The sequence below is a fragment of the Pseudochrobactrum sp. Wa41.01b-1 genome (genome assembly GCF_019464455.1).
Taxonomy (GTDB): Bacteria; Pseudomonadota; Alphaproteobacteria; order Rhizobiales; family Rhizobiaceae; genus Pseudochrobactrum; species Pseudochrobactrum saccharolyticum.
On sequence record NZ_CP080493.1, the window covers coordinates 2,838,271 to 2,864,674 of the forward strand.

Genomic DNA, 26,404 nt, shown 5'->3' on the forward strand with positions numbered 1-26,404 from the left:
ATGATACAGTAGTTTGAGTCTCTGACCGCAATGCAGCATGCCTGCCGATAAATATTACAGGAGATCCCGTTATGAGGACGGGAGCAGACCATGACACAGTCCGATAATTTCGCCCGTATCGCCGATCTTGAACCACGCCGCAGCGCATTGGAAGAAATCCGCCATCATCTCCATGCCAATCCTGAATTGTCTTTCGAAGAAGAAAAGACCGCAGCCTATGTCGCGGAAAAGCTGGAAGGCTGGGGCTATGACGTTACCCGCAATGTCGGCGGTCACGGTGTTGTCGGCCGGCTGACTGTCGGTACCGGAGGTCGCAGCGTTGCGATCCGTGCCGATATGGATGCGCTGCCAATTCTGGAGAAAACCGGCCTGCCTTATGCAAGTACAGTGGCCGGTAAAATGCATGCCTGCGGTCATGACGGCCATACAACCATGCTGCTTGGTGCGGCTGAACATCTGGCACGGACAAAGAATTTCAACGGCACTGTCACACTGGTATTCCAGCCGGCAGAAGAAGCCGGTGAAATCAGCGGTGCGCAGGCAATGATCGCGGACGGTCTGTTTGAGCGCTTTCCGTGCGATGCGATTTTCGGCCTGCACAATCATCCGGGTGCGCCGGAAGGCACTATTCTCACCCGTTCCGGCCCGATGATGGCTGCGGCTGATACGGCCTATATCAAAGTCATCGGCAAAGGCGGCCACGCCTCCCGCCCGCATCTGACCGTTGATCCGGTGATGGTCGCCTGCAGTCTGGTGATGGCTTTGCAAACTGTGGTTGCCCGCAATGTCGATCCGACTGAAACAGCAGTGATCACTGTCGGCACAATTCACGGCGGCGAAGCATCCAATGTTATTCCTGATGATGTTGATCTGGCTGTGAGCATCCGCTCTTTCTCACCGGTCGTGCGTGAACTGCTGCAAAAGCGCGTTTGTGAACTGACTGAGCAGCATGTGGCAGCCTATGGCGCAACAGCTGAGATCAAATATGAGTTGGGTTATCCGGTGGTGGTCAATTCCGATGCGGAAACCGCTTTTGCGACGGAAGTCGCGCGTGAGCTGATCGGCGATGCCAAGGTTTCAACCTGTCCGCTAATCCCGGGCAGCGAGGATTTCTCTTATTTCCTCCAGCACAAGCCGGGCAGTTTCCTGCGTCTTGGTAATGGTGTGGATTCAGCCGTGCTGCATAATCCGAAATATAACTTCAATGATGCAAATCTGCCGGTTGGTTCTGCCCTCTGGGCACGACTGGCTGAACGTTATCTGGCTGCCGGTGGTAATAGCTAAAGCATGTCTCCCAAAAGTGGGCGCCGGTTTTGGGATAAAGACATGCGTTAAAACAAAGAAATAGAGCGGGTGCAGCGGATCCGATTACATGCAGCACGCTCTTGTGAAACGTATCTGAGAGATAAAAAGGTGGTTCGCCACCTTTTTATATGCACTCCTATCATTATTTTCTGCGGCTGGTGCAGGCCTCATATCCGTTGGCAAAGAGACGTCCGGCACGCATACCGATCATGCGTGGCATATCCGCCAATGTGGCGGCACCTATAGAATGTGCCATAGCGATTGTTGCCTGAGCACAGATCGCAGCATCTTCCGCGGCATTATGATGATGAAAGCTCAGGCCAAGATAATCAGCCAGAATATTCAGCTTGTGTGACGGCAATTGCGGCCAGACTTTTTGTGCCATTTTGACGGAACACAGATAATGCAGTTCAGGATAGCTCTGCTGATATTGATCCAGCGAAGCGCGCCAGACACTGAAATCAAAAGCTGCATTATGGGCAATCATTGTGGCTCCCATAAAGTCATCAGCGAATTCATCCATCACTTCCGGAAATTCTCCGGCATCTTCCACATGCTCCGGACGAATGCCGTGGATGGCAATGTTGAAAGAGGAAAAGCGCATAGTTTTCGGCCGGATAAAGCGCTCTTCAACACGCACGACCTGACCATCTTCAATCCATGCCAGACCGACAGAACAGGCGCTGCCGCGTTGTTCATTGGCAGTTTCAAAATCAATTGCAATGGTTTTCAAGGGATGCTTCGGCACTGTCTGTATGTGTTGTTACTGGAGAATAATAAGCGCATGGTCAAGAACCGGAGCTGCTGATGGCGGTAAAGCCGTCAGATCGCGCTCCATTCCTCCATTCTCTCGCGAATGAGATTGCGCAGAATGGGGAACATTGGCGGCTGGGAACGGCCGGACAGGCGGATGATGGCGAATTGCGACGTGTCTGAAACCGGACGCACAGGAACTTCCACCAGTTGTCCTGATGTTATCAGCTCATGTGCCGGTGCGATAACGCCGTAATAAATGGTTTGACTGCTCAATGTAGTCTGAAGCAACCCGTCAATCGCGTCGGAGTGGAAAGTTACGCTCTCATCCGGATGGGCTTCCGGTCCGTAGATCGCAACCATATTGCGTATCTGCTCCGGCGCGAGGATTGTGGTTGCCAATGGCCATGGCCGCAGATCAGAAAATTTGACCTGTTGATTTTGCAGCAAGGGATGCCCCTGACTGACCAGAAAACCTGTGCGCAATGCGGGCAGCATTTCAATATGCAGATCTGCGGTTATCGTCACACCTCTGATTTCGACAACCAGCATGTCCAGCGTTCTCTCCCGCAACGCCTGCACCTGCAGCGGAATGGAACCGCGCATCAGCAGAATATGTAAAGACGGATTGGTGGTTGAAAACCGGCTCAGAAGCGGCGCTGTGAGCAGGGCGCTTGGTGTTGATCCAAGCCCGATCCTGATCCTTCCCGCACTGCCTTCATGCTGTTGTTTGACCACACGATAAAGCTCTTCTGTCTCGAACAATACGCGGCGTGCATGGTCGAGCACCACATTGCCAAAAGCCGTGACTTCACAGCGCTTGCCGATGCGATCAACCAGCTTCATCCCCAGCTCGGCTTCCAGTTGCGCAATGCTGCGCGACAGTGCCGGTTGGGTGAGATGCGCATGTTCCGCCGCCCGTGTGAAAGAGCCTTTCTCAGCAAGCGCAATAAAATGTCGTAATTGCTGAATGTTCATGAAACTTTCCTAAACTGGCATGCCTATTATGCATGATTATCAAATTTACTATGCATTGGACAAATGAAAATGCACCTCGTAGCTAACATCGGTAATGGTTTTTAAGTCTAGGAGGGTGGAGTCATGAAAAACATCAGAACGCTGATTGAGCGCGATGTTGAGGAGTTTGTTGCGCTGAGGCGTGATCTGCACCAGCACCCTGAACTGGCATTTAACGAAATCAGAACCGGTGGCATTGTCGCTGATCTGCTGGAAAAATGGGGTTACAAGGTTGAGCGCAATATCGGCACAACCGGTATTGTCGGCCAGTTGCGCAACGGTGATGGATCAGCGGCCATTGGTCTGCGTGCGGATATGGATGCGCTGCCGATTTTGGAAGCAACCGGTCTGCCTTATGCCAGCGTCAATAGTGGTGTGATGCATGCCTGCGGGCATGACGGACACACAACAATGCTGCTCGCCGCTGCAAAAGCGCTGGCCGAGCGCCGCAATTTCAACGGCACTGTTAATCTGATCTTCCAGCCTGCTGAAGAATATGGCCGCCCTGATAGCGGTGCAGCCCGTATGGTTGCTGACGGCTTGTTTGAAAAATTCCCGTGCGATGCCGTTTTTGGTATCCACAATATGCCGGGTTCCCCGCAAGGACAGTTGCAATTTTACGATGGTGCAATGATGGCATCGTCCGACAGTGTTTCCATCAAGATCGCCGGTCGCGGTGGTCATGGTGCGCAGCCGCACACAACGGCCGATCCGATTGTTGCTACTGCTGCTATCGTGGTGGCCTTGCAGACTGTTGTCGCACGTAATGTTAATCCGCTGGATGCTGCTGTTGTTACCGTCGGTGTTATGCAGGCAGGTATGGCGAATAATGTCATCCCTGAGACTGCACAGATTGAACTGACGGTGCGCTGTTTCAAGCCGGAAGTCCGCGATCTGCTTGAGGACCGTATTCGTGATCTGGTCGCCACACAGGCACAGAGTTTCGGCGTCAAAGCTGATATTGATTATGTTCGCGGCTACCCTGCTTTGCAGAATTCCACTGAAGAAACTGAGTTCGCACGTGAGGTCGGCAAGCGCTTTGCCGCTGAAGGTAATTTTGTTGCGCAGACCACCCCGATGACCGGCAGTGAAGATTTTGCCTTCATGCTCGAAAACCGTCCGGGTTCTTATATTTTTCTCGGAAACGGCGATCAGCCGGGCCCTGTGAGCCGTGCGCTGCATAATGACGGTTTCGATTTTAATGACGCGAATATCGTTGAGGGAGCCGCCTATTGGGTGGCCTTGACGGAGGAATTTCTGAACGGCAACACAGGCCGTAAAGACTAAAACTATTATATCTGTTGGAGGATAACCATGAGCGCTTCTGTTATGCACGCGCCGCATACGGCTTCGGACGATCTGTCCGGCCAGTCTGAAAAACCACCGGTCAAGGCAATCGCCGCGGCCGTTGCCGGTAACGCTCTCGAATTTTACGATTTTATCGTCTATTCGTTTTTCGCGGTTTATATCGGGCAGACATTCTTCCCGCTCGGCAGTGAAACAGCAAGCCTTCTGGCCTCGGTTGCAGTTTTCGGTGTGGGCTTTTTCACCCGTCCGCTTGGCGGCGTTCTGATTGGTGCTTTCGCGGATAAAGCAGGGCGTCGCGCTGCAATGATCCTGACTGTGACGCTGATTACCGTCGGTACATTGGGTCTGGCCGCAACGCCGAGCTATGAAACCATCGGCATTGCCGCGCCGATCATCGTTCTGCTGTGCCGTCTGTTGCAGGGGCTGGCACTTGGCGGTGAAGTCGGACCGGCATCGGCCATGCTGATTGAAGCTGCACCGCGTGACAAGCGCGGCCTTTATGCCAGCTGGCAGATTGCCAGTCAGGGTATTGCCGTTGTTGCCGGTGGCCTGATGGGCGTGCTGGTGTCCTGGTATCTGCCGCATGAAGATCTGGTGTCATGGGGCTGGCGTATTCCGTTCCTCGTCTCGTTGGCGCTTATTCCGATTGCGCTTTATATCCGCCGCGCATTGCCGGAAACACTGGAAAAGCCAAGCGATAAAACCGGTACGCAGATTGTGACTTCGGTATTCTCCGATCACACACGTTTTCTGGTGCTGGGTATTCTGGTGATGATCTCCACCACTGTGTCGACACAGGTAGGTAACTATATGACCACCTATGCCATTCAGACCCTGAAACTGCCTGCAATTCTCGCGCAGGCCGGTACAGTGCTTGGCGGTACGATGACTTTCATTTTCGCCCTCGTTGCCGGTTATCTTGCTGATAAATATGGTCGCAAAGGCGTGATGATCTGGCCGCGTATCGTGCTGATGATTGTTATTATCCCGCTGTTCTTCTGGCTGTCGGAATCCAAAGATGCGACTGTGCTGCTGATTGTTACCGCTGCGATTACACTGCTCACCTCGATGACAGGCGCTGCAAGTCTTGTGGCAATCCCTGAGATGATGCCGATTGCTCTGCGTGCCACCGGTGTTTCCCTGATCTATGCGATCGGTGCGACATTGTTTGGCGGCACCACACAGTTTATCATCACATGGCTGATCGGCATTTTTGGTGCTGTGGCACCGGCTTATTATGTGGTTGCAACCAGTGTGATTTCGCTTGTGGCAATGTTTATGATGCCGGAAACCCGTAATTTTGACGTTAAACGTTAAAAGATCGCGCATTTGAGAATGGACAGAATGGCTGGCAGTGTTTAGCCATTCTGGCTCACAAGCAGGCGGTGATGCGGCGTAAACCGGTCACCGCTGCTTTCATGACTGTTGGTTACGCAATAGCGGTATCTCAAAGGTGTAAGATAGTTGAAACAGCGTTTGCGCGCCGTACTCGATGAAATCGAGGCTGAAATCAAAGATACCGGTATCCGTGGCAAAGTCGCGGATTATATTCCGCCTCTTGCACAGGTTGATCCTGCGAAATTCGGCATATCCATTATGCTTCATGACGGCACGCTGATTTCTGCCGGTGATGCTCAGGAAAAATTCTCTATTCAAAGTATTTCCAAAGTGTTTGCTCTGGCGCTGGCTCTGGGCAAAAGAGGGGACGGCATTTGGCAGCGTGTCGGCCGTGAGCCTTCGGGCGATCCTTTTAACTCCAGTGTCTTGCTTGAGCTGGAAAAAGGACTGCCGCGCAACCCGTTCATCAATGCCGGTGCCATTGTTATCTCGGATATTTTGCTGAGCTCGCATCAGCCGCGTGAAACGATCGGCGAGATTGTGCGCTTTGTGCAGTCCATTGCTGAGGATGACGATATTTATATTGATGAAGTGGTGGCGAAAGCAGAAGACCGCACCGGCTTCAATAATGCGGCGCTGGCCAATTTGTTGAAAGCGAATAAAAATCTCGACAATCTGCCTCCCCATGTTCTGGGCGTGTATCACCACCAATGTGCTTTGGCGATGTCCTGTGAGCAACTGGCGCGGGCAGGGCTGTTTCTTTCTGCATCCGGCCGCAATCCTGTCAGCAATCACCGGATTGTTAGTGTTGAACGCGCCTTGCGTATCAATGCGCTGATGATGACCTGTGGTCACTATGACGGTTCAGGCGATTTTGCATTCCGTGTCGGCGTGCCAGCCAAAAGCGGTGTTGGCGGCGGTATTCTCGCTATCGTTCCCGGTATTTCATCCATTGCTGTGTGGTCGCCGGGCTTGAACCAGCACGGCAACTCGCTGCTTGGCACACGTGCTTTGGAAATCCTGTGCCGCCGTATGGGCTGGTCGGTGTTCGGGCGCTGAAGCGACACTCTCTGCGAGATTTGCATCGGGCAAAAACGAAAAACCTCACTCCTGAAGGGGGCTTACACAGAAGCTTCGTTTTGAAACCGGATTGCGCCAGCATTTTGTTGCATCGATATAACGAAGTCCGGCTGTTGTTACCTCGTTGAGTAACCACGTACCATCTTTTTGATAGACGACGCTGCGGTCACCGTCGGGCCATACATAGACTTCGAGCCTGATCTGACGGCGCTCTTCTTTGAGTTGTCCGGCAGCTTGGTAGAATGAAAATTCACGGCATATCTTGTCGGAATAGACAGACCCGCGATCATCCTCAACGCGGCACTGCACGCGGTTATGGGAATATAGTCCCTTGCTCCAGTCGGCCAGCAATTTTCGGTTCGCCTGACAAGCTTGCTCAATATTGTCCATGCAGCCCATGTCATAGGCTCTGGAAGCTTCTGATATCATGTCACCTGAATTTTGCAGATCGTCAGGTGTTACAGGGTTTACGCTGTCAGGGTTATCATGTGCCTCCAGCAACATATTTCCGTATTTGATGCAGGCCTCGCCATCTGTCGTCTTCACGTAAGGATGAAAACATCCGTTCCGATAGGCTATCGCGGCTTTTTGTAAATCCGCTTCTGTACCAAGTCCTGAGGCATAGATATTTCCGGCCAGTTTGCATGCATAAGGTGACAGCCCCAAATCTGCAGAATTGCAGGCAAATTCCGACCATTGCAGTGCATCGGCATAGCGGGTCTTCTGACTTAATGCGAATTTGGCCGCATCATAGCAAATACGCACATCCGCAAGTTTTTCGCTGGCGTGAGTAACCTGATATCCGCACGCTTTGGTGTAGACATCCATCGCGGCGTTAACTTCACCGGCGGAATCCAGAGCATTCGCCAGTGAGAGGCAAGTACTGGCAGGGTTGTCATCAAAGCGACAACCGGTACGCAGCACGGACAACAGAGTGACGTTTTTGTTCTCTTCAGGTGACTGATTTATCTCAGGATTATTTTGCGCTTTTGTAGCTATAAGCGATGCTAATGTCTGACAGCCATTGATATTTTCATTATTACACGCATTCGCCAGCATCGTTTCAATACTATGTACCTGATCCGTGCTTTCCAGAGAAGCATAGGCAGATACCGCAGAGCTGCACGCCTGCGGGCCGTTGGACGTCTTGTCTGTCATACATGTCATAACAAGCGTGTCGTAGACTTTGCGCTGGGCCGGTTTTGCCGTTTCGAGATTCGGATCGAGCGCAACACCAAGATTGTCACAAATGCTGTCCTTGTCAGACTGTCCGGCACACAACTTAGTGGCTCTGGCAGCTGCCATATTCCGGTCTTCAGCAGACCAGTGATCAGTTAGTTTGGTCTGTACTGCACAGGCTGCCGGATCCCCCGCGATACAGCCGCGTTCAAGCAAACCTTTTGCTTTTGCAATTCTTGTATCCGTGAGTGGCGGCGTTTTGTTTGCCTGCAGAAAATCACGATATTTATAATAAGCGGGTTTACAGTGCACAATATTGGGTTGTTTCGGGCCGGGCGTACAAATTTCTTCGGTCAATGATCCGAGTGAATAATTCTCGTCGGCTGTTGCAGATGTATATTCACCACGGGCTTGCACGACATATCCGAAGGCATCAGGAACTTCTTCACAAGCCCATGCAATACCGGATCTGCATGCTGTGAGTTTCGCGGTAAAGTTTGATGCGGCCTCTGCAAGCGTAGGCTTTGTATAAGTTGCGGTGCCGCGGGCAAGCAGAATGCAGCTTACAGCCTGACGTGCGTCGCAGCCCGGTTTGGCAAGCTCAGGCAGCACAAGATCTGCAGCATTGCCGGTGCCGCCCTCGACCGCGCGAAACTGCGCATTCTCCAAGGTATTGTCTGTGCGGTTGATCGCCAGCTGACAGCCGCGAATGTCTCCGCCCATACAGCCCATCAGAGCGTAATGTGTAACCTTTGCAGGTAAAGTGCCGTCCGGATCTTCTATATTGTAGATCGCTTCAGCATAGCTGCTGCAGGCTTCGTTCAATCCCAGATCGCAGGCTTTCTTAAGATTAGCTGCATCTCCTGTCTGCCCCATCAAGTTGCGGGCAGCAGCAAGACGGTCGGAGACAGAGGCAAAGCGATCATTCTCTCCCTCTGAAAATTCCTTTTCATTTTTCACTAATGCTTCAATGAATTCGGTTCCAGTTGAGCATTCGCTGTTTTCGGGAAGATTACTGGCGCGGGCTATAATATTCCCGCTCGCCCGAATATTCAGCAGGCCAAGTGAAAGCGCATATTGACCGTCAGCCAATCGGTAAGCGGCCATGGACGGTCGATATTCTTTCAGAGCAACGGCTTGCTTGTTTAAAGCTGTTAGCGTGTCTGTTTTAACCGCGATCAGATGGCAGGTATTGGGAGGAGCCTGAAAATTGCGGCTGCTGTCAGAGCGTTTAGTGAAACCGCAAAAATGACTGATTTTTTCGACAGACACAAAACCTGTCGCACGTTGCAGGCCTGTTCCGGTTGCATAGTCGACTGTAAAATAGGGCAGATTATCTGCCCCGAAGGTGACGTCCTTTATCCGAACCTCTTCGCCTGATTTTAGCACACGGGCAGGGGATTTTCCCGGAGCAGTCATCACTGATGTGGCTTCACATATGAGTCTGGTACTCAGTTCCTGATAGGGAGGTAAATTTTTGGAATGAGCAGCATGAGTGACTGTGAAAACCGACAATAGCAGCACCGATAAGCGCGCAGCTTCTTTTTTGATCCGGCTTATACTGATTACTCTGCAAGTCATCATGCTTTCTCCGCAATAATTCCGACAATACAATGCCGGAATACATGCTTCATGTAACATAGATAATTATGATCTGAATATATTATCCTCGCGCGATCAAACACATGCGGAGTTCACAGCTCAATGACCTGTCTGCTCACTCTGGCCTGTTCTGCAGTCAGCGCCATCAGATGACTTGTGACTGATTTTTGAGCAGCGGTTCTGATTTCATGTCCATAAGGAGCGCGTAGCGCAGTGGCGAAATCTTCCATCAATCGCAGATCGCCGCCCATATGATCACCGGCAAGTGTTTCAATCTGAATTGTGATATCCGGCCGGTCATCAAAGAATTTAATCACCAGACAGCCGTCTTCAAAACAACCGGTCAGTTCTCCCTCGCTACCACCGATGTGGATATGGCGTTCGGTGCGCTTGTTGAAGGCGTGCACTTCAAAACTGGCGGTAATATTATTGGTAAATTCAATGCCGACAATCTGCCGGTCAACCACTGTATTGTCACTATGATAGACACAACGGCCATAAGGCCCGTTACGGATCGCCTGCGTGCGTGCCTCAAGACTGGTGTCAACGGAAATCATCGATACCGGCCAGCCGGTATGGTCTCCCAGATAAATCCGGCGGGCAGAATAGGGGCATGTCATTTCCACCAGACAGCCATCGAGACAACGTTCCGCAGCGCCTTGTGGGGCATTTTCCGGAGTAAATTGTTTCAGGCTGCCGAAACTGGAAATACGTAAAGGCGTTTCATCGGTCAGCCAGTGCAGAATATCCATATCATGGCTGCATTTCGCCAGTATCAGCGGGCTGCCGTCTTCTAAGCGCCGGAAATTGCCGCGCACATAACTGTGCGAATGATGATAATAGCCGATATTTTCGGAAGCACGAATACTTTGCACAGTCCCGAAAGTCCGGTTCTCAATCAGCTCTTTGATTTTAGCAAAGAACGGTGTGTAGCGCAGCACATGGCAGATCATCAAAAAGCGCTGGTTGCGGTCGGCGGCTTCTGCCATGCGCTGACAGGCTTCAACCGTGGAGGCCATCGGCTTTTCCAGCAGCACATTGAATTTGCGATCCAGAGCGGCAACGGCAACAGCTTCATGATCCTTGTCGAGATTAGCAACGACAACGGCATCAACATTCTTGAGCGCGTTGAGCATGGTGATACTGTCTGAAAAGCAGTTTTCCGGTGCAATGCCATGCTTGCTGGCAAATGCAGCAACCGCATCCGGTCTGATATCGCAGACGGCGGCAAATTTCATAAGATGCGGGTTTTTCAGGGCAATATCGCCATAGGCATTGCCGCGATAACCGGCACCGATGAGAGCAACCTGCGGGATCTGTGTCATAATGCTATCCGCTTTAACCGGAAAAAGTGCGGAGCTTTAGAGCGCTGTATATCGAATAGACATACAAGGCTGCAGGCTCCGCAGTCTGGGGGTGAAGGTGTAATGGTTATGATTTGCGTGCGCCGACCAGCTCATCCCACTTTCGGAAAGCCTGCACCATTTTTTCCGGTTTCAGCGGCAGCTCAATCGGATTATTGGCAATCAGGTCATCATATTCAGGACGTCCGAATTGCTTGATAATATCCTGACTATGCTGCGGTGCCATGGATAGCGGTACATTTTTCACCGCAGGCCCCGGATAGAGCGAGCCTTCATTATAGGCAAAGGCCTGTGCTTCCGGTGTGAGCAAGAAGGCCATAATGTCTAGCGTCACCGCCAGAACATCATCTTTCACGCCTTTCGGAATACACATGAAGAAGGCATCAGAAACCCAGTGGAAGCCTTTCAGTGTGGAGATTTTCGCTGTTTCCGGTACAATGCCGACCGCGCGCGGATTAATGTCCCAGCCGGTGGTGGTCACGATAATATCGCGTGAACCTTCGCCGAATTCTTTCATAGTCACGCCGGTACCCGCCGGATAATAATCAATATAATCGCCGAGTTCCGCGAGATAGCTCCATGTTTTCTCCCAGCCGTTGATCGGATCGGTCGGGTCTTTATCACCGAGAATATAAGGCAATCCCATCATGAAGGTGCGGGCAGGGCCTGAATTTGTCGGACGGGCATAGAGGAAACGTCCCGGATTTTCTTTTGCCCAGGCCAGCAATTCTTCAGCACTTTCTGGTGCTTTTGCCACGCGCTCCGGTGCATATTCAAGCAGCGGGCCCGAAGGGTAATAGGTGACAACCACACCGTAACCGGCACCCTGAATTTTATGCAGGTTCAGGGCTGCAGGCTCGTAATTGGCTTCAATATCAGGGAAAGTTTCGTTAAATTCCGGCAGGATTTGCATCCATGTATCTTCGACAAGACCGGCAGCCAGACCGTCGCTGCCTGTCAGTACAAGATCAATATCAACGCGGTTGCTCTTTTGCTGCACTTTGAGCTTACCGGCCAGTTCGGTTACCGGTGCCTTCAGAAACACGATACGTGAAACCTTATCCGGATTGCGCTCGGCATAAAGTTCAAGAGCAGGCTGTACGAGCGACAAAGCCCCGCCGACATCCATCAGCTTCACTTCGACCGGTTTGGCAGGCAGCGGCATTTTGCGGGCAAAACTTAAACCACTCCCAGCCAGAAATGCGGTGGCGGATGCACCTGTAATCAGCACACGCCGGTTCATTCTCAGATCATTGACTTTCATCCTGTTCCCCTTTTTATTTTTATAGGTTGAGCGGTTTTGATGCTTATGCGTCATGCTCCGGAAAAGTTGCTTTCCGTATAAACAGATCAGATGTCCATTCGATGAAACTCACAGGCTGCTTAATGCCTCGGGCAGTGAGAGCTGGTGCCAGAAGTGTCTCAACATTACCGGATGCCATGCGTACTGCTTCTTCAAAAGAGGCAATATTCCATGTCACAAGATTACGCACGGCCTGATCGAGACACAGCGTTGAACCGGCGAGACCGGCACCATTCGGATTTTTGACCATGCCATTGTCATGGCGCTCAATCCGCATATCCGCGAAATGATAAAAGCCTGTCTCAGCCGCTGCTGCAGAAACCGCATCGGTTACCAAAACGGAGCGTGAAATCCCCTTCGCCCGTATCATGACTTTGAGCGCTTGCGGCGGAATATGAAATCCGTCGGCAATGAAGCAGGCGGTGAGGCGGTCTTCGGCCAGCTGGGCAAACAGCGGATTATCCAGCTTTGGCATATGCTGCGGCAGGCCATTGCCGAGATGGGTGGAAAGGCTGGCTCCGGCCGAGGCTGCATGAGCTGCAGTCTCAAAGTTACAATCAGAATGACCGATGGCTGTGAGAATATTGCGGGCCTTCATGGTTGCAATGAATTCTTCAGAGCCGGACAGTTCCGGCGCCAGCGTCACCAGCAGGATCGGCGTGGTGATCCGCGCCTGTAGCTCCTCAATCAGGCTGGCATATGGTGGTGTCATAACGCCAGCCGGGTGGCATCCGGCAAAACCCTGTTGCGGGTTGAGAAACGGCCCTTCAATATGCAGGCCTAAGCACATCAGACGGCCAAGTCTGCTATGCTGAATGGCATTATCCAGCACTTGAATACGCTGCAGCAACACATCCGGTGCCGCAGTGATAAGCGTCGGCAAACAGGCTGTGACACCTGTCGCGAGCATAGCTTCTAATGCATGGTCGAGTTCAGATGCGGTAAGCTTGCCGGAGTTGAAATCAACACCGGCAAAGCCGTTAACCTGAATATCGGTTAAGCCTTTGGTGCGCATGACAAAAGCGACGCTGATTGGGTGTCGAGTAAAGCCACAGTGTTGTTGTGGTTCTGCAAGATGGATGCCGGATGAAGCGGCGTTACTGATCCTTCAAGGGCATTTTTAACAGCCTGCGCCTTGCGTTGATCCGGCACGGATAGAATGATCAGGGATGATTTCATAATCTGTTTAATGCTCATGGAGATAGCCTGAGCAGGCACATCTTCCAGCGTGGCAAACCAGCCTTCACCCATTTGCTGACGGCGGCAGGCTTCGTCCAGATCAACAATAATATAAGGTTTGTCGGTCTCGAAATCGGCCGGCGGGTCATTAAAAGCCAGATGGCAATTTTCGCCGATACCGGCAAAGCAAACATCAATGCTTTCATTCATGATCAGCTTGCTGAGCCTGTTGGCTTCTGCTTCCGGATTATCTTCGGCATTGATTTCGTGGAGTGTGACTTTACCGCCGAGGGGCTCAACAAAACGCTCAATCAGATAGCGGCGGAAGCTTGCCGGATGGCTCTTTTTCATGCCGACATATTCATCCAGATGAAAAGCGGTGACTTTGGACCAGTCAATATCCGGTTCGCGGATCAGCACTTCCAGCATCTCAAACTGGCTGGCACCGGTAGCAACAATAATTGAGGCTTTCCCCTTGTTGCGCAGTGCCGATCTGATGGCTTCCGCACCACGTTTTGCTGCGGCCTCTCCCAATTGCTGTTTCGTGTCGAAAACACGTATTTCCACGCCACTCTCCCCGTTTTAAAAGGCAAAGCATCAGCATTCCCGCGCATGACGCAGGCTGCAAAGCTCTGATTGTAAGGCTGATCGGTAATGTCGCTTTTTTAAGCTGACAATGACCTCTGCCTCCTCCCAACTAAAAGAATACACCTTCATTTTAGGCTTGCAAGTCATTTTTGAATAATATTATTCAAAATAATAATATGGGATGAGTTGCTATGCAGAATTTTCAGAATCTCCGCTTTTCCGATGCGCATCAGCGTGATTGTGCCCGTGTTGTCAGCAGTCTGCTGGAGGCGGATGGGCAGTCGCGCGCCAGCCTTGCGGCTACCCTTGAACTCACGTCCATGACAACCTCCCGCATTATCGCGGATTTGCTGGATAATGGTTTTGTAACGGAAGACGTGGCGGAAAGGCGCGGACGCGGGCGCCCCGGAACACTTGTACGGCTGAACGCACAGCGGATCGGCTTCACTGTTATTAAAATGACCAGCTATCTGGTGGAAGGCGCTTTGCTGGACTTGCAGGGTAATATGATTACCTCGCAGACAAAGCGTTTGAATGATGATGCTGATAATCAGCAGATGACGGTTTTTCTGCAACAAATGATACAGACATTGCGGGCTTCACAACCGGATATGATGGTGCATGTCGGCACGACAATTCTCGTGGCCGGTATTGTTGATGTTAAAAAACGGGTCTGGCTGATTACATCCCGCTGGCCGCAGGTACGGGATTTTAATCTCGCTGAAGCCTTGAACCCTGTTACACCGCTTGTCTGTTTGTTCCGCCAGCTGGATATCGAGCTGGATGTGCATTTCAAAGCAGAGACTACACCGGTCAATACCGCCGCATTATTGCATTGGGGCTGGGGGATCGGACTTGCCTATTGTTCCCGCGATGTCACCAGCATTGCCCATCAGGGGCCTTTTGGTGAGATCGGCCATTGGCGCTTTGATACATTGCAGGATCGCCCTTGCGGTTGTGGTAACAGAGGTTGTCTGGAAACGGCGGTTGCCTTGCCGGTCTTGTTGCAGCAATTGGGGCTGGATGAGCTGACAAGTTTGGGCCAAGAGCAGGATATCGGCGGATATTTGCAGGATGCATCACTTGCAGACCATGCTGATATGCAGCTGGCAATCCGTCTTGTGGCGCGGGCACTGGGCAATATGTGCCGTATTCTGTTTCCTGACAGAGTGTATCTGACAGGGCCGTTTACTTCTAATCAGGCTGTTTTTACTCAGCTATGCAGTCAGTTTCAGGCAGAAGGGCTGGTTGGTGCTTTAAAACTGCCCGATGTGATTATGGTGCAAACTGAAAATCAGGACATTTTGCAAAGCGCTATTCGTCCGCTGATTGAGAGTGCTCTCGGAAACTTACCCGCTATTGCAGCGGGGGAATTATAGCGTATCCCGAAAAGTGTGAAGCGGTTTTCGGATAAGATACGCGTTGAAACAAAGAGTTAGAGCGATTTTACTGATTTAATTTTAACGGGAACCGCTCTAAACCCGCCGTCAGATCATGTTATCTGACGGCGGGTGTATTTTCTAATTGTTAGACTGTTTGGCGCGGGCAACAATCTGTGTCGGATTGACAAAGCGCAGTGCCAGCAACAGCCATACCAGAGTCGTAATCATATAGATCACTGCCATGGCATCAATAGACTGGACTGAGCGTACGCCCGAGGCAAAAACGGAATAATAGAGCGCCACAACAAGCGTCTGGCTGGTTGGTCCTGCGGTGAGGAATGTCAGCTCAAACATGGCAACTGTGCGGACGAGCACCAGCAGCAATGCCGCCAGAATGCCGGGCAGCAGCATCGGCATCAGCACATAGCGAAACAACTGAAATTTATTCGCACCGAAGACATGGGCAGCCGCTTCCACTTTCGGGTCAATCTGTTCGATGAACGGGATCATTACCAGAATAACAAAGGGAACGGTCGGTACCAGATTGGCCAGCACAACACCCCAGAATGTCCCGCCTACACCCGCCTGATAGAGCACAGTGGCCAGCGGAATACCGAAGGTGATCGGCGGCACCAGCAATGGCAGCAGAAACAGCAGCATCACCAGATTGCGGCCGGGGAAATTGCGGCGCGCCATGGCATAGGCTGCCGTAACACCGAGCAGACCGGACAGAGCCACAACCGTGAAGACGATCTGGAAGGTGACAATCAGCACATCACCGAGCTGGAATTCCCGCCATGCGGTGAAGTACCAGCGTGTTGTCAGTGCCTGCGGCAACCATGTACCGAGCCAGCGCGTTGAAAAGGACGAAAGTACGACTGTTGCGATCATTGCCAGCAGGTTGATAACAAAAAAGGCAACAATGACCCAGACGGCGGTGATCCATAATTTGGATCCGATAGAGGTATCTCTGATCATATTAGCCTTTACCTCCGCTGGTCGCGCCGCGATAAAACAGACTGCGTATGCCAAGGACTGCCGCGACAATAGCGAGCTGCACAGTGGCCATAATCATGGCAACAGCGGATGCCATTGAATAATCATATTGCTCAAAAGCTGCCTGATAGGCGGCAATGGAAATAACGCGTGTCGGCCCTGCCGGAGCGCCAAGCAACACGGCGGACGGGAAGACTGCGAAAGCCAGCACAAAGGACAGGCAGAAGGTAATTGCCAGTCCCGGCATCAGCAGCGGCAGAAGGACGTGGCGGAAACGCTGCCAACTTTTGGCGCCGTGAGTTGCTGCCGCCTGTTCCAGCGCCGGATCGATACCGGTGACATAGGACAACGTGAGCAAAAAGGTGAAAGGAAAGCCGGTAATAATCAAGGAAGCAAAGACGCCCCAGTAATTATTGGTCAGCTTTAAAGGGCTGTCGACAAGACCGATAAACATCAGCGTGCGGCTGAACCAGCCCTGTGGCCCAAGATAATTCAGCAGCCCTTCGGCAACCAGAACCGTGCCTAATGTGACCGGCAGAACAAGAATGGTGGTCAGCAGGCGCTGACGGCGCATCAGCCGGACACGGAATGCCACCGGCACAGCAATCAGCAGGCTGATCAGCGTGACAGGAATGGCCAGCCACAATGTCGTTCCGATAGTTTTATACAAAAACGGATCGGAGAAGAATTTGATATAATTGGCAAACATACCTTCGCCCTCTTGCGGGGTGAAGGAGAGCAGCAAGCCATAGATGAACGGATAGATAAAGACCCCCAGCAGGAAGATGACCGCAGGCAGAACCAGCATGGTTGTGCCGTCGATCCCTTTGACGGCGAGCCTTTGTCGCAGTGACAGTTTTTCAAGATCGGAAGAGGTGTTCATGTGTCACCTCACGCCGGAAACACAAGGGCACGGGCAGGGTCGATAGCCAGCGCGATAGCACTGCCTGGTGCTGCATTTGCTGAAGCGTGAAACACCAGCTCATGCGCATTATCGGTACTGGCAGTGCCGACAAAATCGCGGCCGCGATACTCAATTGTTTCAACTTTAGCCAGAATATTTGATTGGATGGTTGATGCATTTGCAGCTGTGGTGCTCACATCATCCGGTCGCACTGCAAGAACAGCATTTTGCCCGACGGTCAGCGGCACCCGTGCGGTGCCGGAAATATGGGCATTTCCGATGTCAAGTGTCACTTTGCCGTTCTGTTCGGCGATGACTTTACCGGAGAGGCGGTTGCGGTAACCCATGAATTCGGCCACATCCAGATGATCCGGGTGTTCATAAAGTTCGACCGGTGAACCGACCTGCCGGATTTCACCATCGCGGAGCACCACAATTCTGTCGGCCAGCGACAGCGCTTCATCCTGATCGTGGGTCACATAAATTGTTGTGGCACCAAGCTGATTATGAATGCGGCGGATTTCAGCGCGCATTTCCAAGCGCAGCTTGGCATCAAGATTGGACAATGGCTCGTCCATCAGAACCAGAGGCGGTTCAATCACGATGGCGCGGGCAATGGCAACACGCTGCTGCTGGCCGCCTGATAGCTGCCCCGGCAATTTGTCTTCCTGACCATGCAGGCGCACCATGGCAATGGCGGCTTCCACACGGCTGTTCATTTCCGCTTTGGGTGTGCCGCGCATTTTCAGGCCGAAACCGACATTCTGGCGTACAGTCATATGCGGAAACAGTGCATAATTCTGAAACACCATACCAAAACCGCGATCTTCCGGCTTCAGGGTGTCGATACGGGTTTTATCAATAAAAATACCACCACCCGTTGTCGCGAGCAGTCCGGCGATACAGTTCAATGCTGTGGATTTTCCGCAGCCGGACGGGCCGAGCAGGGCAATAAATTCGCCTTTCCTGATCGAAAGGGAGATGCCTTTTAATGCCTGATGAGCTCCGAAAGACCGGCTGAGCTTTTCAAGCCGGATTTCCTCAAAGGGTAGTGACGCAAGTTGCATGAAATACCTCATTGCCGGATGTCACCTGAAAGGCAGATGACATCCGTCGTTTACCGGTTTTATTTTGGCTGGCTGGCGACTTCTTCGTCCCAGCGACGGAACGCGACGACCATGGCATCCGGATCAAGCGGCAGCTCCACCGGATTATTGGCGATCCAGTCGGCATATTCTGCGCGGCCATATTCCGCGATGGCATCCTGACTGGATTGCGGCGCCATGGAGAGCGGCACATCTTTGACCGCAGGACCCGGATAGAAATAGCCTTCATCATAGGTATAAGCCTGCTGCTCAGGGGTGAGCAGGAAGCTCATCAGATCGAGCAGGACAGCGAGTTTTTCATCGCTGACACCCTTCGGTACGCTCATGAATTGCGCATCGGCAACCCAATGGAAGCCATCCAGTTTGGCAACAGCTGCCTCTTTTGGCACCACACCAAGCACACGCGGATTGATGTCCCAGCCGGTTGTGGTCACCGTCATATGACGGGTGCCTTCGCCAAGTTCTTTCATCAGAGCACCGGTGCCGGTCGGGTAATATTCAATATATTTATGCAGCTCTTTCAGATAAGCCCATGTCTTATCCCAGCCTTTGACCGGATCGCGCGGGTCTGCATCGCCGAGCAAATATGGCAGCCCCATCAGGAAGGTACGACCGGGGCCGGAATTGGCCGGACGGGCATAAGCAAATTTATTCGGATTTTCTTTCGCCCATGCGAGCAGTTCTTCCGCATTGCTTGGTACTTTTTTCACATGCTCAGGCATATATTCGAGCAGCGGGCCTGACGGATAATAGACGACTGCAACGCCGTGATCTTTGGCAAAGGCCTGCATACGCCATGCCGGTTCCAGATAAATGGATTGCAGGTCAGGTAAGGCCGTGGTGTGGTCAGGAAACAGCTTGACCCACAGGTCCATTTCCAGTCCGGCAGCCAGTGCATCTGCGCCGGTGAGAACCAGATCAATATCAAGACGTTTGGCGGCCTGCTGCGCTTTCAACTTGCCCGGAAGTTCCGGTGCCGGTGCTTTGGTAAAGGTGATTTTTGAAACCAGTTCCGGCTTGGCCGCAGCATAATTCTCAATTGCTTTCTGGGTCAGCGCCAGATTGCCGGCGACATCAACAATGTTGATTGCAACCGGTGATGTCGGCAGTGCCAGTTTGCTCTGTGCCCAGAGCTTTGTTGCCGGAAGTGTAGCAAGAGCTGCCAGACCACCCAATGTCTGTCTGCGTGTGAAATGCATGACTGTTCCTCCCCGTTGATTTTTATTGGTAGTACGGTCTGTCTCCTCAGAAAGACCGTTCTTTTATTTTAATATATTAGTCTATCAATTTTGCAGGGCAAGCAAAAAATGTCCCGTTTTTACGTCTTGGTACTTACAGACTTGAAATTCTGAACTGTTTTAGCCGCGCCGTTTGTCAGTAATGTTTCAAGTTGCTGTAAAATGACGGATTTGAAACGCACATTTTGAGCGAGTTCAGGTGCGAAAATACTGTCAAAAGCCAGCAATGCATTCAGTATATCCTGTGTAGTGGTGAGCCCTGCTGTTGCCTGCAAGAGTTCATCACGCAGCGGATCACGAATGTCGATAGCCTGTCCGTTTTCATCTTTACCGGTCACAAAGCGCATCCATGCGGCAACACCCAGTGCCAGACGGTCAAAAGACTGACCGGCCAGAAGACGGTTCTGGATTGTATTGAGCAGGCGTTGCGGCAGTTTCTGCGAACCGTCCATAGCAATCTGCGCAGTCCGGTGATGCAGAGCCGGATTGCAAAACCGTTCAATCAGCTGGTCTTTATAGGTTGAAAGATCAAAATCCGGCAGAGCGGGCAGTGTCGGCGTTATTTCTTCATCCATCATGGCGCGGATGAATGTTTTAAAACCGTCTGCGGCCATGGTCGCGGATACGGTTTCATGACCGGCGAGAAAGCCGAGATAGGCAAGTGTGGAGTGACTGCCGTTGAGTAAACGCAGCTTCATTAGTTCAAAAGCGGCGACATCGCGGACAAAACTTGCCCCTGCTTTTTCCCATAACGGGCGACCGGAAGGGAAATGATCTTCAATCACCCATTGGCTGAACGGTTCTGTGCAGACCGGCCATTGATCTTTCACGTTCAAAGCACGGCTGACGCTTTCACGATCCTGATCGGTAGTTGCCGGTACAATGCGGTCAATCATACTGGACGGGAATGCAACATGTTCCGCGATAAAACGGCCAAGTTCCGGATTTGTCAGCTCGGCAAGCCGGACAGTCACACGCTTCAGTGTTTCTCCGTTGGCTGGCAGATTGTCACAGGAGAGAACTGTGAAAGGCTGTAGTCCTGATGCGTGTCTTCTCCTGATGGCCTCTACCAGAAAGCCGGGTGCAGAGCGAGGTGCATGCGGGTGTTTCAGGTCATGGATAATATCGCTGTTGCTCTCATCCAGCGTGCGGCTGGCAGGGGCGTAGCAATAGCCCTTTTCGGTCACAGTCAGCGTGACAATACGGATATCCGGCTGGCACATGGCTTGCAGCACGGCTTCCGGATTTTCCGGTGCAACCAGTATATCGGTCAGGCAGCCAATAACATGTAGCTTTTCACCGGCACCATCACGCACGGCAACACTATAGAGATAATCCTGCGGGGCGAGCGCATCTCTGGTGTCGGGACTACGCAGAGAAACGCCGGTAATGCCCCAGCTCGGGTCATCCTGCAGAATATTTTCTGTATACACTGCCTGATGCGCACGATGAAATGCGCCTATGCCTAAATGGATAATCCCTGTTTTCAATTGAAAGCGATCATAGGCAGGCTTACCCACAGTTGCAGGCAGATCGGCCAAGGTTTTATCGGATAGAGAATTGAGTGTTCCGGTCATAATTTATAAGCCTGTTTAGCCAGCCGGTAGCTGAGGTCATGAGCGACTTCATAGGCTTCTTCCTCATCAAGGCGGTGCTCAGCAACAAGACGGGCAAGGAAGGCGCAATCCACACGGCGTGCCATATCATGGCGGGCGGGAATGGAGAGATAAGCGCGGGTGTCGTCATTGAAACCGACTGTATTGTAGAAGCCGGCGCTTTCCGTTGTCAGTTCACGATAGCGTCTGATCCCCTCCGGACTGTCATGGAACCACCATGCGGGGCCGAGCTTGAGGGCAGGGTAATGCCCTGCCAGCGGTGCGAGTTCGCGGCTGTAAGCCGTCTCATCCAGCGTGAACAGAATAAGCGTCAGGCGCGGATCATTGCCATACGCATCAAGCAATGGTTTGAGTTCTTTCACATAGCCGGTCTGGTTCGGAATATCCGCACCTTTGTCAAAGCCGAAAGCGGAGAAAATTTGCGGATTATGATTGCGGTATGAGCCCGGATGGATCTGCATCACCAGCCCGTCATCAATGCTCATACGTGCCATTTCGGTCAGCATCTGCGCACGAAACAGTTCTGCATCTTCCGGTTTGACCGGCTGTTTGATGATGCGTTCAAACAGTGCTTCCGCTTCCCCTGCCGAGAGATTGGCTGTCTGTGCAGTCGGGTGACCGTGATCGGTGGATGTCGCGCCGCGTGCCTTGAAATAGGCGCGGCGGTTGCGGTGCGCCTGCAAATAACCCTGATAGGTCATCGGATTATTTGTCAGTGCGATAAACTTTTCCAGTTCACTCTGAAAATCCGGACGGGATGCATCAACCACTGCATCCGGACGGTAGGCGGGAACAACGCGCCCGTGCCAGCCTGAGCTAAGGATCGCATCATGATGTGTCAGCGGATCGTTGGCGGAATCCGTAGTGGAGATCACCTCAATATTGAAGCGGTCATATAGCGCGCGCGGACGCATTTCCGGTGTCGCCAGCTTCTCGGAAATCAGATCATAAAGCCGGTCGGCATTATTCTCGCTGAGACGTTCCGTAATGCCGAAAACGCTCTCCAGAGAATGTTCGAACCAGAGGCGTGACGGTGTGCCGCGAAACAGAGGCCAGTGTTTTGCAAATAATCGCCAGATGGTGCGGCTGTCGGTTTTCACCGCTGCGCCATCCAGACGGGCAATGCCTAATTGCTCCAGCGGAATGCCCTGCGAGTAGAGCATACGGCAGATATAATGATCGGGTTTGACAAACAGGGTTGCCGGATCAGGAAAAGCGGCATCTGTCGCATACCATGACGGTTCGGTATGTCCGTGCGGGGAGATGATCGGCAATTTTTCGACCGATGCGAACAAGCGTCGCGCTATGGCGCGGCTGTCTGCCTCCGCAGGCAGAAGGCGATCCGGATTGAGTGCCATTGCTGGTCTTTTCCTCCCTGGCAGACTTTGAGGTCTGTTTCCCGTCATTGCTGTCCGGCTTTTTCTGTCCGCGGTTTTGATCCGTCTTGTACAGAATTTGCATCCGGTGCTTGGCGAACAGTAAATAATAATATATTAGTATGTCAACAGCGCATGGATTTTTTGTTTCGGATCGCAGTTGCGAGCGGATAAACAAGACCTGAAGACTTGAGATTCAGGCAGGAGAACAAGATTGAACACGCAGCCGACATTCGGGCAGATATCCTCAGGAAGGCGGCCTGCCGCAGGACGTGAAACCGCAGCAAAGCTGATTTACCGCGCATTACAGGCGGATATTGTTGCAATGAAGCTGCTGCCTGGCACGGCGCTGAACGAGAAAACTTTTATTGAGCAATTCGGTGTGAGTCGCACGCCGGTGCGTGAGGCGCTTATTCGTCTGGCTGAAGAAGGGCTGGTCGATATTTTCCCTCAGTCCGGCACTTTCGTGGCGCGCATTCCGGTTGATCTGATACCGGAATCTGTGGTGATCCGTCAGGCGCTGGAAGGAGCGACGGCGGAACACGCGGCATTATCATCGACACCGGAAGCAGTTGCTAAGCTGGATGAGCTGATTGATATGCAGCAATTCCATGCCAGCCGTGAAAAGCTCGGATTGTTTCATGAAGCAGACGATGCTTTCCATGAGACTGTTGCGGAAATCGCCGGTTATCCCGGCATCTGGCAGCATTTGAAGCTTGTGAAAATCCAGATCGACCGTGCACGGCGCATGACCGTTCCGGTGCTGGGGCGTATGGATCAGGTTTTGCGCGAACATAAACTTATCAGGGATGCCATTGCCGCCAAAGATGCACCGGAAGCGATAAAGGCGATGAAGCATCATCTCAGCGCGGTTTTGCCGGATATTGACGAATTGCGGAAAAGCCATCCGGACTTCTTCGTCTGATCAGGCGTTCGTACGCTGCCGCAGATTTTCAAAATCATAAAATATAAAAACTTATTCGGAGGAGGGGTTAATGCGTCAAGCGTGGAGATGGTTCGGGCCGGATGCCGGTGTGCCTTTGGATGCTGTACGTCAGGCCGGAGCAACAGATATTGTATCTGCTTTGCATGATGTGCCGATCGGACAGGCATGGACGCCTAGTCAGATTGCAGAACGCAAGACGCTGATTGAAAATACCCCTGCTGACCGCACGCCGCTTGTCTGGTCTGTGGTGGAGAGCATCCCGATTTCGGATGCGATCAAGCGTGAAGGCGGTGCTGCAAAACAGGATATCGCCGCATGGATTGCCTCAATGGAGGCTTTGGCGGCACATGATATTAAAGTTATTTGCTATAATTTCATGCCGGTTGTGGACTGGTGCCGCACTGATCTGGATTATGTAACGCCAACCGGCGCGACTGCCATGCGTTTTGATCAGGATCGTTTTGCTGCTTTTGATCTGCATATTTTGCAGCGTAAAAATGCGGAACGGGATTATTCCGAAGCTGACCGTCTTGCTGCCCGTGCAACCTATGAGGCGATGAGCGAGGCTGAGATTAATCAGCTGATTTTCAATATTGCCAGTGCTTTACCGGGTTCGACAACCGAGCCGCTGACGATACCGGCTTTCCGCGACAAGCTGGAAACCTATGCCCATGTGGATGCCAATAAGTTAAGACAAAATCTGATTGCGTTCTTGGAAGAAGTGACCCCTGTTGCGGACGAACTGGGTGTGCGCCTGACCCTGCATCCGGATGATCCGCCTCGCTCCCTGTTCGGACTGCCGCGCATTGCTTCAAATGAAGCCGATTATGCCGCGATTTTTGATGCGGTGCCGTCACCGGCCAATGGTATGTGTTTCTGTTCCGGCAGTCTTGGCGTGCGGGCGGATAATGATCTGCCTGCAATGGCGCGCCGTTTTGCATCACGTATCTATTTCTCGCATTTACGGGCAACCACGCGACAGGGTGACGGGCGCAGCTTCTATGAAGCCGCCCATCTTGAAGGCGATGTGGATATGGTTGCATTGCTGCGTGCGCTGGTCGAGGAAGACCGCAAGCGGGATAGCGGATCAAAGATTATTTTCCGCTCCGATCATGGTCACCGTATGCTGGATGATCTGGCAAAACAGGTGACACCGGGTTATCCGGTTATCGGCCGGTTACGTGGCCTTGCAGAATTGCGTGGCGTGATCACCGCATTGGATGCCGGTGCTTTGTGTCCGGCAAAGGCGGGCGGGTGAGCTATGACCCGTCAGAACAGTCCGGTTATTGTCCTTCATCCGTCTGACCATGTGGCGGTTGCGCGGGTGACAATCCGCGCCGGAGAGCCTGTCGGCAGTGGTGAACTTGTAGCCGCTAATCTGATCGGCAAAGGGCATAAAGTTGCACTTGTACCCATCACAAAAGGACAGGAAATCCGCAAATACGGCAATGTGATCGGTGTGGCGACAGAGGATATTGCTGCGGGTGCGCATGTGCATCTGCATAATCTGGCAATGCTGCCATCACAGCACGAGCATGAATTCTGTGTTGATTATGCGGAGCCGGAACTGTTTCCGGAAGAGGAAAGACGCAGCTTTCTGGGTTTCGACCGCGGTGCAGGCGGGGTTGGTACGCGCAATTATATTGGTGTGATTGCAACGGTGAATTGTTCAGCCACTGTTTCGCAATATGTGGCGGATCATTTCAACCGCATGGGCGGGCTGAAAGACTATGACAATATTGACGGTGTTGTGGTGCTCGGACATGCGGGCGGCTGCGGGATCAATACCCAGTCGGAAGCCTATCGGGTTCTGACCCGCACGATACAGGGCTATGCCCGTCATCCCAATTTCGGCGGCGTGTTGCTGATCGGGCTGGGTTGCGAGACCAATCAGATTGCTCCGATCCTTGAACATTACAAGTTGGAAGAAGGTGAGCGCTTGCAGACGCTGACCATCCAGCACTATGGCGGCACACGGAAGACAATTGAAGCGGCGATTGCAGCGATTGAAACTATGTTGCCGGTTGTGAATGCGGCGCAGCGCACGCAGCAGCCTCTGTCGCAGCTTAAGCTGGGTTTGCAATGCGGCGGCTCGGATGGTTATTCGGGCATTTCCGCAAATCCGGCACTGGGCTATGCATCGGATTTGCTTGTACGGCATGGCGGCACCAGTGTTTTGTCGGAAACGCCGGAGATTTACGGTGCTGAACATTTGCTGACCCGCAGGGCAGCGCGGCCGGACATTGCTGAAAAGCTGTTGTCGCGGATTGACTGGTGGCGTGACTACACGCAACGCAACGGCGATGAACTTAATAATAATCCGTCTCATGGCAATAAGCTGGGCGGGCTGACCACAATCCTCGAAAAATCGCTCGGTGCCGTGGCGAAAGGCGGCTCTATGCCACTGCGTCAGGTTTATGAATATGCGCAGACGATTGATGAAACGGGTTTCGTGTTTATGGATACGCCGGGCTATGATCCGGTTTCTGTAACAGGGCAGGTTGCAGGGGGATGTAATCTCATCTGTTTCACCACAGGGCGTGGATCCGTCTCGGGTTTCAAACCGGCGCCGAGTATTAAAATCGCAACCAATTCAGATATGTATGAGCATATGAAGGAAGATATGGATCTGAATTGCGGTGGTATTGTTACCGGTGAAGAGAGTATCCAGCAGGCAGGCGAACGTATCTTTGAGGAGATTATTGCTGTTGCTTCCGGCCGCAAGACAGTGAGTGAGATTTACGGCTATGGCGATAATGAATTTGTGCCATGGCAGCTCGGGGCAACAACCTGAAAAACCAATAGTATGACGGGGGAATGGTGA

The 26,404-nt window shown here is 52.3% G+C and carries 21 protein-coding genes; 8 read left to right on the forward strand and 13 right to left on the reverse strand.

Annotation, left to right across the window (positions count from 1 at the left end):
• Window positions 1-90: 90 nt before the first annotated feature.
• Window positions 91-1,284, forward strand: coding sequence for a M20 aminoacylase family protein (locus K1X45_RS13100; RefSeq protein ID WP_028233281.1), 1,194 nt, complete (start codon window positions 91-93; stop codon window positions 1,282-1,284).
• Between the two features lie 163 nt (window positions 1,285-1,447).
• Here K1X45_RS13100 and K1X45_RS13105 read toward each other — a convergent pair whose 3' ends face one another.
• Complete coding sequence (locus K1X45_RS13105) at window positions 1,448-2,038, reverse strand: 3'-5' exonuclease (RefSeq protein WP_220159088.1); 591 nt, start codon at window positions 2,036-2,038, stop codon at window positions 1,448-1,450.
• Window positions 2,039-2,127: 89 nt separating this feature from the next.
• Window positions 2,128-3,036 carry a LysR family transcriptional regulator gene (locus tag K1X45_RS13110; RefSeq protein ID WP_116086726.1) on the reverse strand — a complete coding sequence of 303 codons (909 nt, stop codon included), beginning with the start codon at window positions 3,034-3,036 and terminating at the stop codon, window positions 2,128-2,130.
• A 123-nt stretch (window positions 3,037-3,159) separates the two neighbouring features.
• Here K1X45_RS13110 and K1X45_RS13115 point away from each other — a divergent pair, with 123 nt between their 5' ends.
• The 3 genes from K1X45_RS13115 to K1X45_RS13125 all read left to right on the forward strand — a co-directional run bounded on the left by K1X45_RS13115 (window position 3,160) and on the right by K1X45_RS13125 (window position 6,780).
• Window positions 3,160-4,362 carry a M20 aminoacylase family protein gene (locus K1X45_RS13115; protein WP_220159089.1) on the forward strand — a complete coding sequence of 401 codons (1,203 nt, stop codon included), beginning with the start codon at window positions 3,160-3,162 and terminating at the stop codon, window positions 4,360-4,362.
• 27 nt (window positions 4,363-4,389) lie between these two features.
• Window positions 4,390-5,700 carry an MFS transporter gene (locus tag K1X45_RS13120; RefSeq protein ID WP_213596606.1) on the forward strand — a complete coding sequence of 437 codons (1,311 nt, stop codon included), beginning with the start codon at window positions 4,390-4,392 and terminating at the stop codon, window positions 5,698-5,700.
• 147 nt (window positions 5,701-5,847) lie between these two features.
• Window positions 5,848-6,780, forward strand: coding sequence for a glutaminase (locus K1X45_RS13125; RefSeq protein ID WP_139316318.1), 933 nt, complete (start codon window positions 5,848-5,850; stop codon window positions 6,778-6,780).
• Window positions 6,781-6,825: 45 nt separating this feature from the next.
• Here K1X45_RS13125 and K1X45_RS13130 read toward each other — a convergent pair whose 3' ends face one another.
• The 5 genes from K1X45_RS13130 to K1X45_RS13150 form a co-directional block, all read right to left on the reverse strand.
• Complete coding sequence (locus tag K1X45_RS13130) at window positions 6,826-9,621, reverse strand: hypothetical protein (protein WP_220159090.1); 2,796 nt, start codon at window positions 9,619-9,621, stop codon at window positions 6,826-6,828.
• Window positions 9,622-9,674: 53 nt separating this feature from the next.
• Window positions 9,675-10,907: a Gfo/Idh/MocA family protein gene (locus K1X45_RS13135; RefSeq protein WP_220159091.1), complete on the reverse strand. Its 1,233-nt coding sequence runs from the start codon at window positions 10,905-10,907 to the stop codon at window positions 9,675-9,677.
• 106 nt (window positions 10,908-11,013) lie between these two features.
• Complete coding sequence (locus K1X45_RS13140) at window positions 11,014-12,195, reverse strand: ABC transporter substrate-binding protein (protein ID WP_220160503.1); 1,182 nt, start codon at window positions 12,193-12,195, stop codon at window positions 11,014-11,016.
• 58 nt (window positions 12,196-12,253) lie between these two features.
• Entirely contained in the window at window positions 12,254-13,264 is a 1,011-nt protein-coding gene (locus K1X45_RS13145) for an N-acetylglucosamine-6-phosphate deacetylase (RefSeq protein ID WP_220159092.1), read from the reverse strand.
• Window positions 13,246-13,995, reverse strand: a complete 750-nt coding sequence (locus tag K1X45_RS13150) for a glucosamine-6-phosphate deaminase (RefSeq protein ID WP_220159093.1) — start codon at window positions 13,993-13,995, stop codon at window positions 13,246-13,248. The genes K1X45_RS13145 and K1X45_RS13150 overlap by 19 nt, the downstream gene beginning before the upstream one ends.
• 212 nt (window positions 13,996-14,207) lie before the next feature.
• Here K1X45_RS13150 and K1X45_RS13155 point away from each other — a divergent pair, with 212 nt between their 5' ends.
• The gene (locus tag K1X45_RS13155) at window positions 14,208-15,395 is read left to right on the forward strand and encodes an ROK family transcriptional regulator (RefSeq protein ID WP_220159094.1); all 1,188 of its coding nucleotides are present in this window, start codon (window positions 14,208-14,210) and stop codon (window positions 15,393-15,395) included.
• A gap of 141 nt (window positions 15,396-15,536) precedes the next feature.
• On the opposite strand, the gene K1X45_RS13160 is transcribed toward K1X45_RS13155, so the two are convergent.
• From K1X45_RS13160 to uxaC, 6 genes are all read right to left on the reverse strand, one after another.
• Window positions 15,537-16,376, reverse strand: a complete 840-nt coding sequence (locus K1X45_RS13160) for an ABC transporter permease (protein WP_022710252.1) — start codon at window positions 16,374-16,376, stop codon at window positions 15,537-15,539.
• A gap of 1 nt (window position 16,377) precedes the next feature.
• Window positions 16,378-17,277, reverse strand: coding sequence for an ABC transporter permease (locus K1X45_RS13165; RefSeq protein ID WP_075654311.1), 900 nt, complete (start codon window positions 17,275-17,277; stop codon window positions 16,378-16,380).
• Window positions 17,278-17,285: 8 nt separating this feature from the next.
• The gene (locus tag K1X45_RS13170; protein ID WP_220159095.1) at window positions 17,286-18,365 is read right to left on the reverse strand and encodes an ABC transporter ATP-binding protein; all 1,080 of its coding nucleotides are present in this window, start codon (window positions 18,363-18,365) and stop codon (window positions 17,286-17,288) included.
• 59 nt (window positions 18,366-18,424) lie between these two features.
• Window positions 18,425-19,603 (reverse strand): ABC transporter substrate-binding protein, encoded by a 1,179-nt coding sequence (locus tag K1X45_RS13175; RefSeq protein WP_220159096.1) that lies wholly within the window; start codon window positions 19,601-19,603, stop codon window positions 18,425-18,427.
• A 119-nt stretch (window positions 19,604-19,722) separates the two neighbouring features.
• Window positions 19,723-21,219: a mannitol dehydrogenase family protein gene (locus K1X45_RS13180; RefSeq protein ID WP_220159097.1), complete on the reverse strand. Its 1,497-nt coding sequence runs from the start codon at window positions 21,217-21,219 to the stop codon at window positions 19,723-19,725.
• Window positions 21,216-22,616 carry a glucuronate isomerase gene (gene uxaC, locus K1X45_RS13185; RefSeq protein ID WP_220159098.1) on the reverse strand — a complete coding sequence of 467 codons (1,401 nt, stop codon included), beginning with the start codon at window positions 22,614-22,616 and terminating at the stop codon, window positions 21,216-21,218. Before uxaC ends, K1X45_RS13180 begins: the two co-directional genes overlap by 4 nt.
• Before the next feature lie 232 nt (window positions 22,617-22,848).
• Between uxaC and K1X45_RS13190 the strand changes: the two genes are divergently transcribed.
• From K1X45_RS13190 to K1X45_RS13200, 3 genes are all read left to right on the forward strand, one after another.
• Entirely contained in the window at window positions 22,849-23,559 is a 711-nt protein-coding gene (locus K1X45_RS13190; protein ID WP_022710246.1) for a GntR family transcriptional regulator, read from the forward strand.
• A gap of 70 nt (window positions 23,560-23,629) precedes the next feature.
• A complete protein-coding gene (uxuA, locus tag K1X45_RS13195) occupies window positions 23,630-24,838 on the forward strand; it encodes a mannonate dehydratase (RefSeq protein WP_220159099.1) in 1,209 nt (402 codons plus the stop codon).
• Window positions 24,839-24,841: 3 nt separating this feature from the next.
• Window positions 24,842-26,374 carry a UxaA family hydrolase gene (locus K1X45_RS13200; protein WP_220159100.1) on the forward strand — a complete coding sequence of 511 codons (1,533 nt, stop codon included), beginning with the start codon at window positions 24,842-24,844 and terminating at the stop codon, window positions 26,372-26,374.
• Window positions 26,375-26,404: the final 30 nt, after the last annotated feature.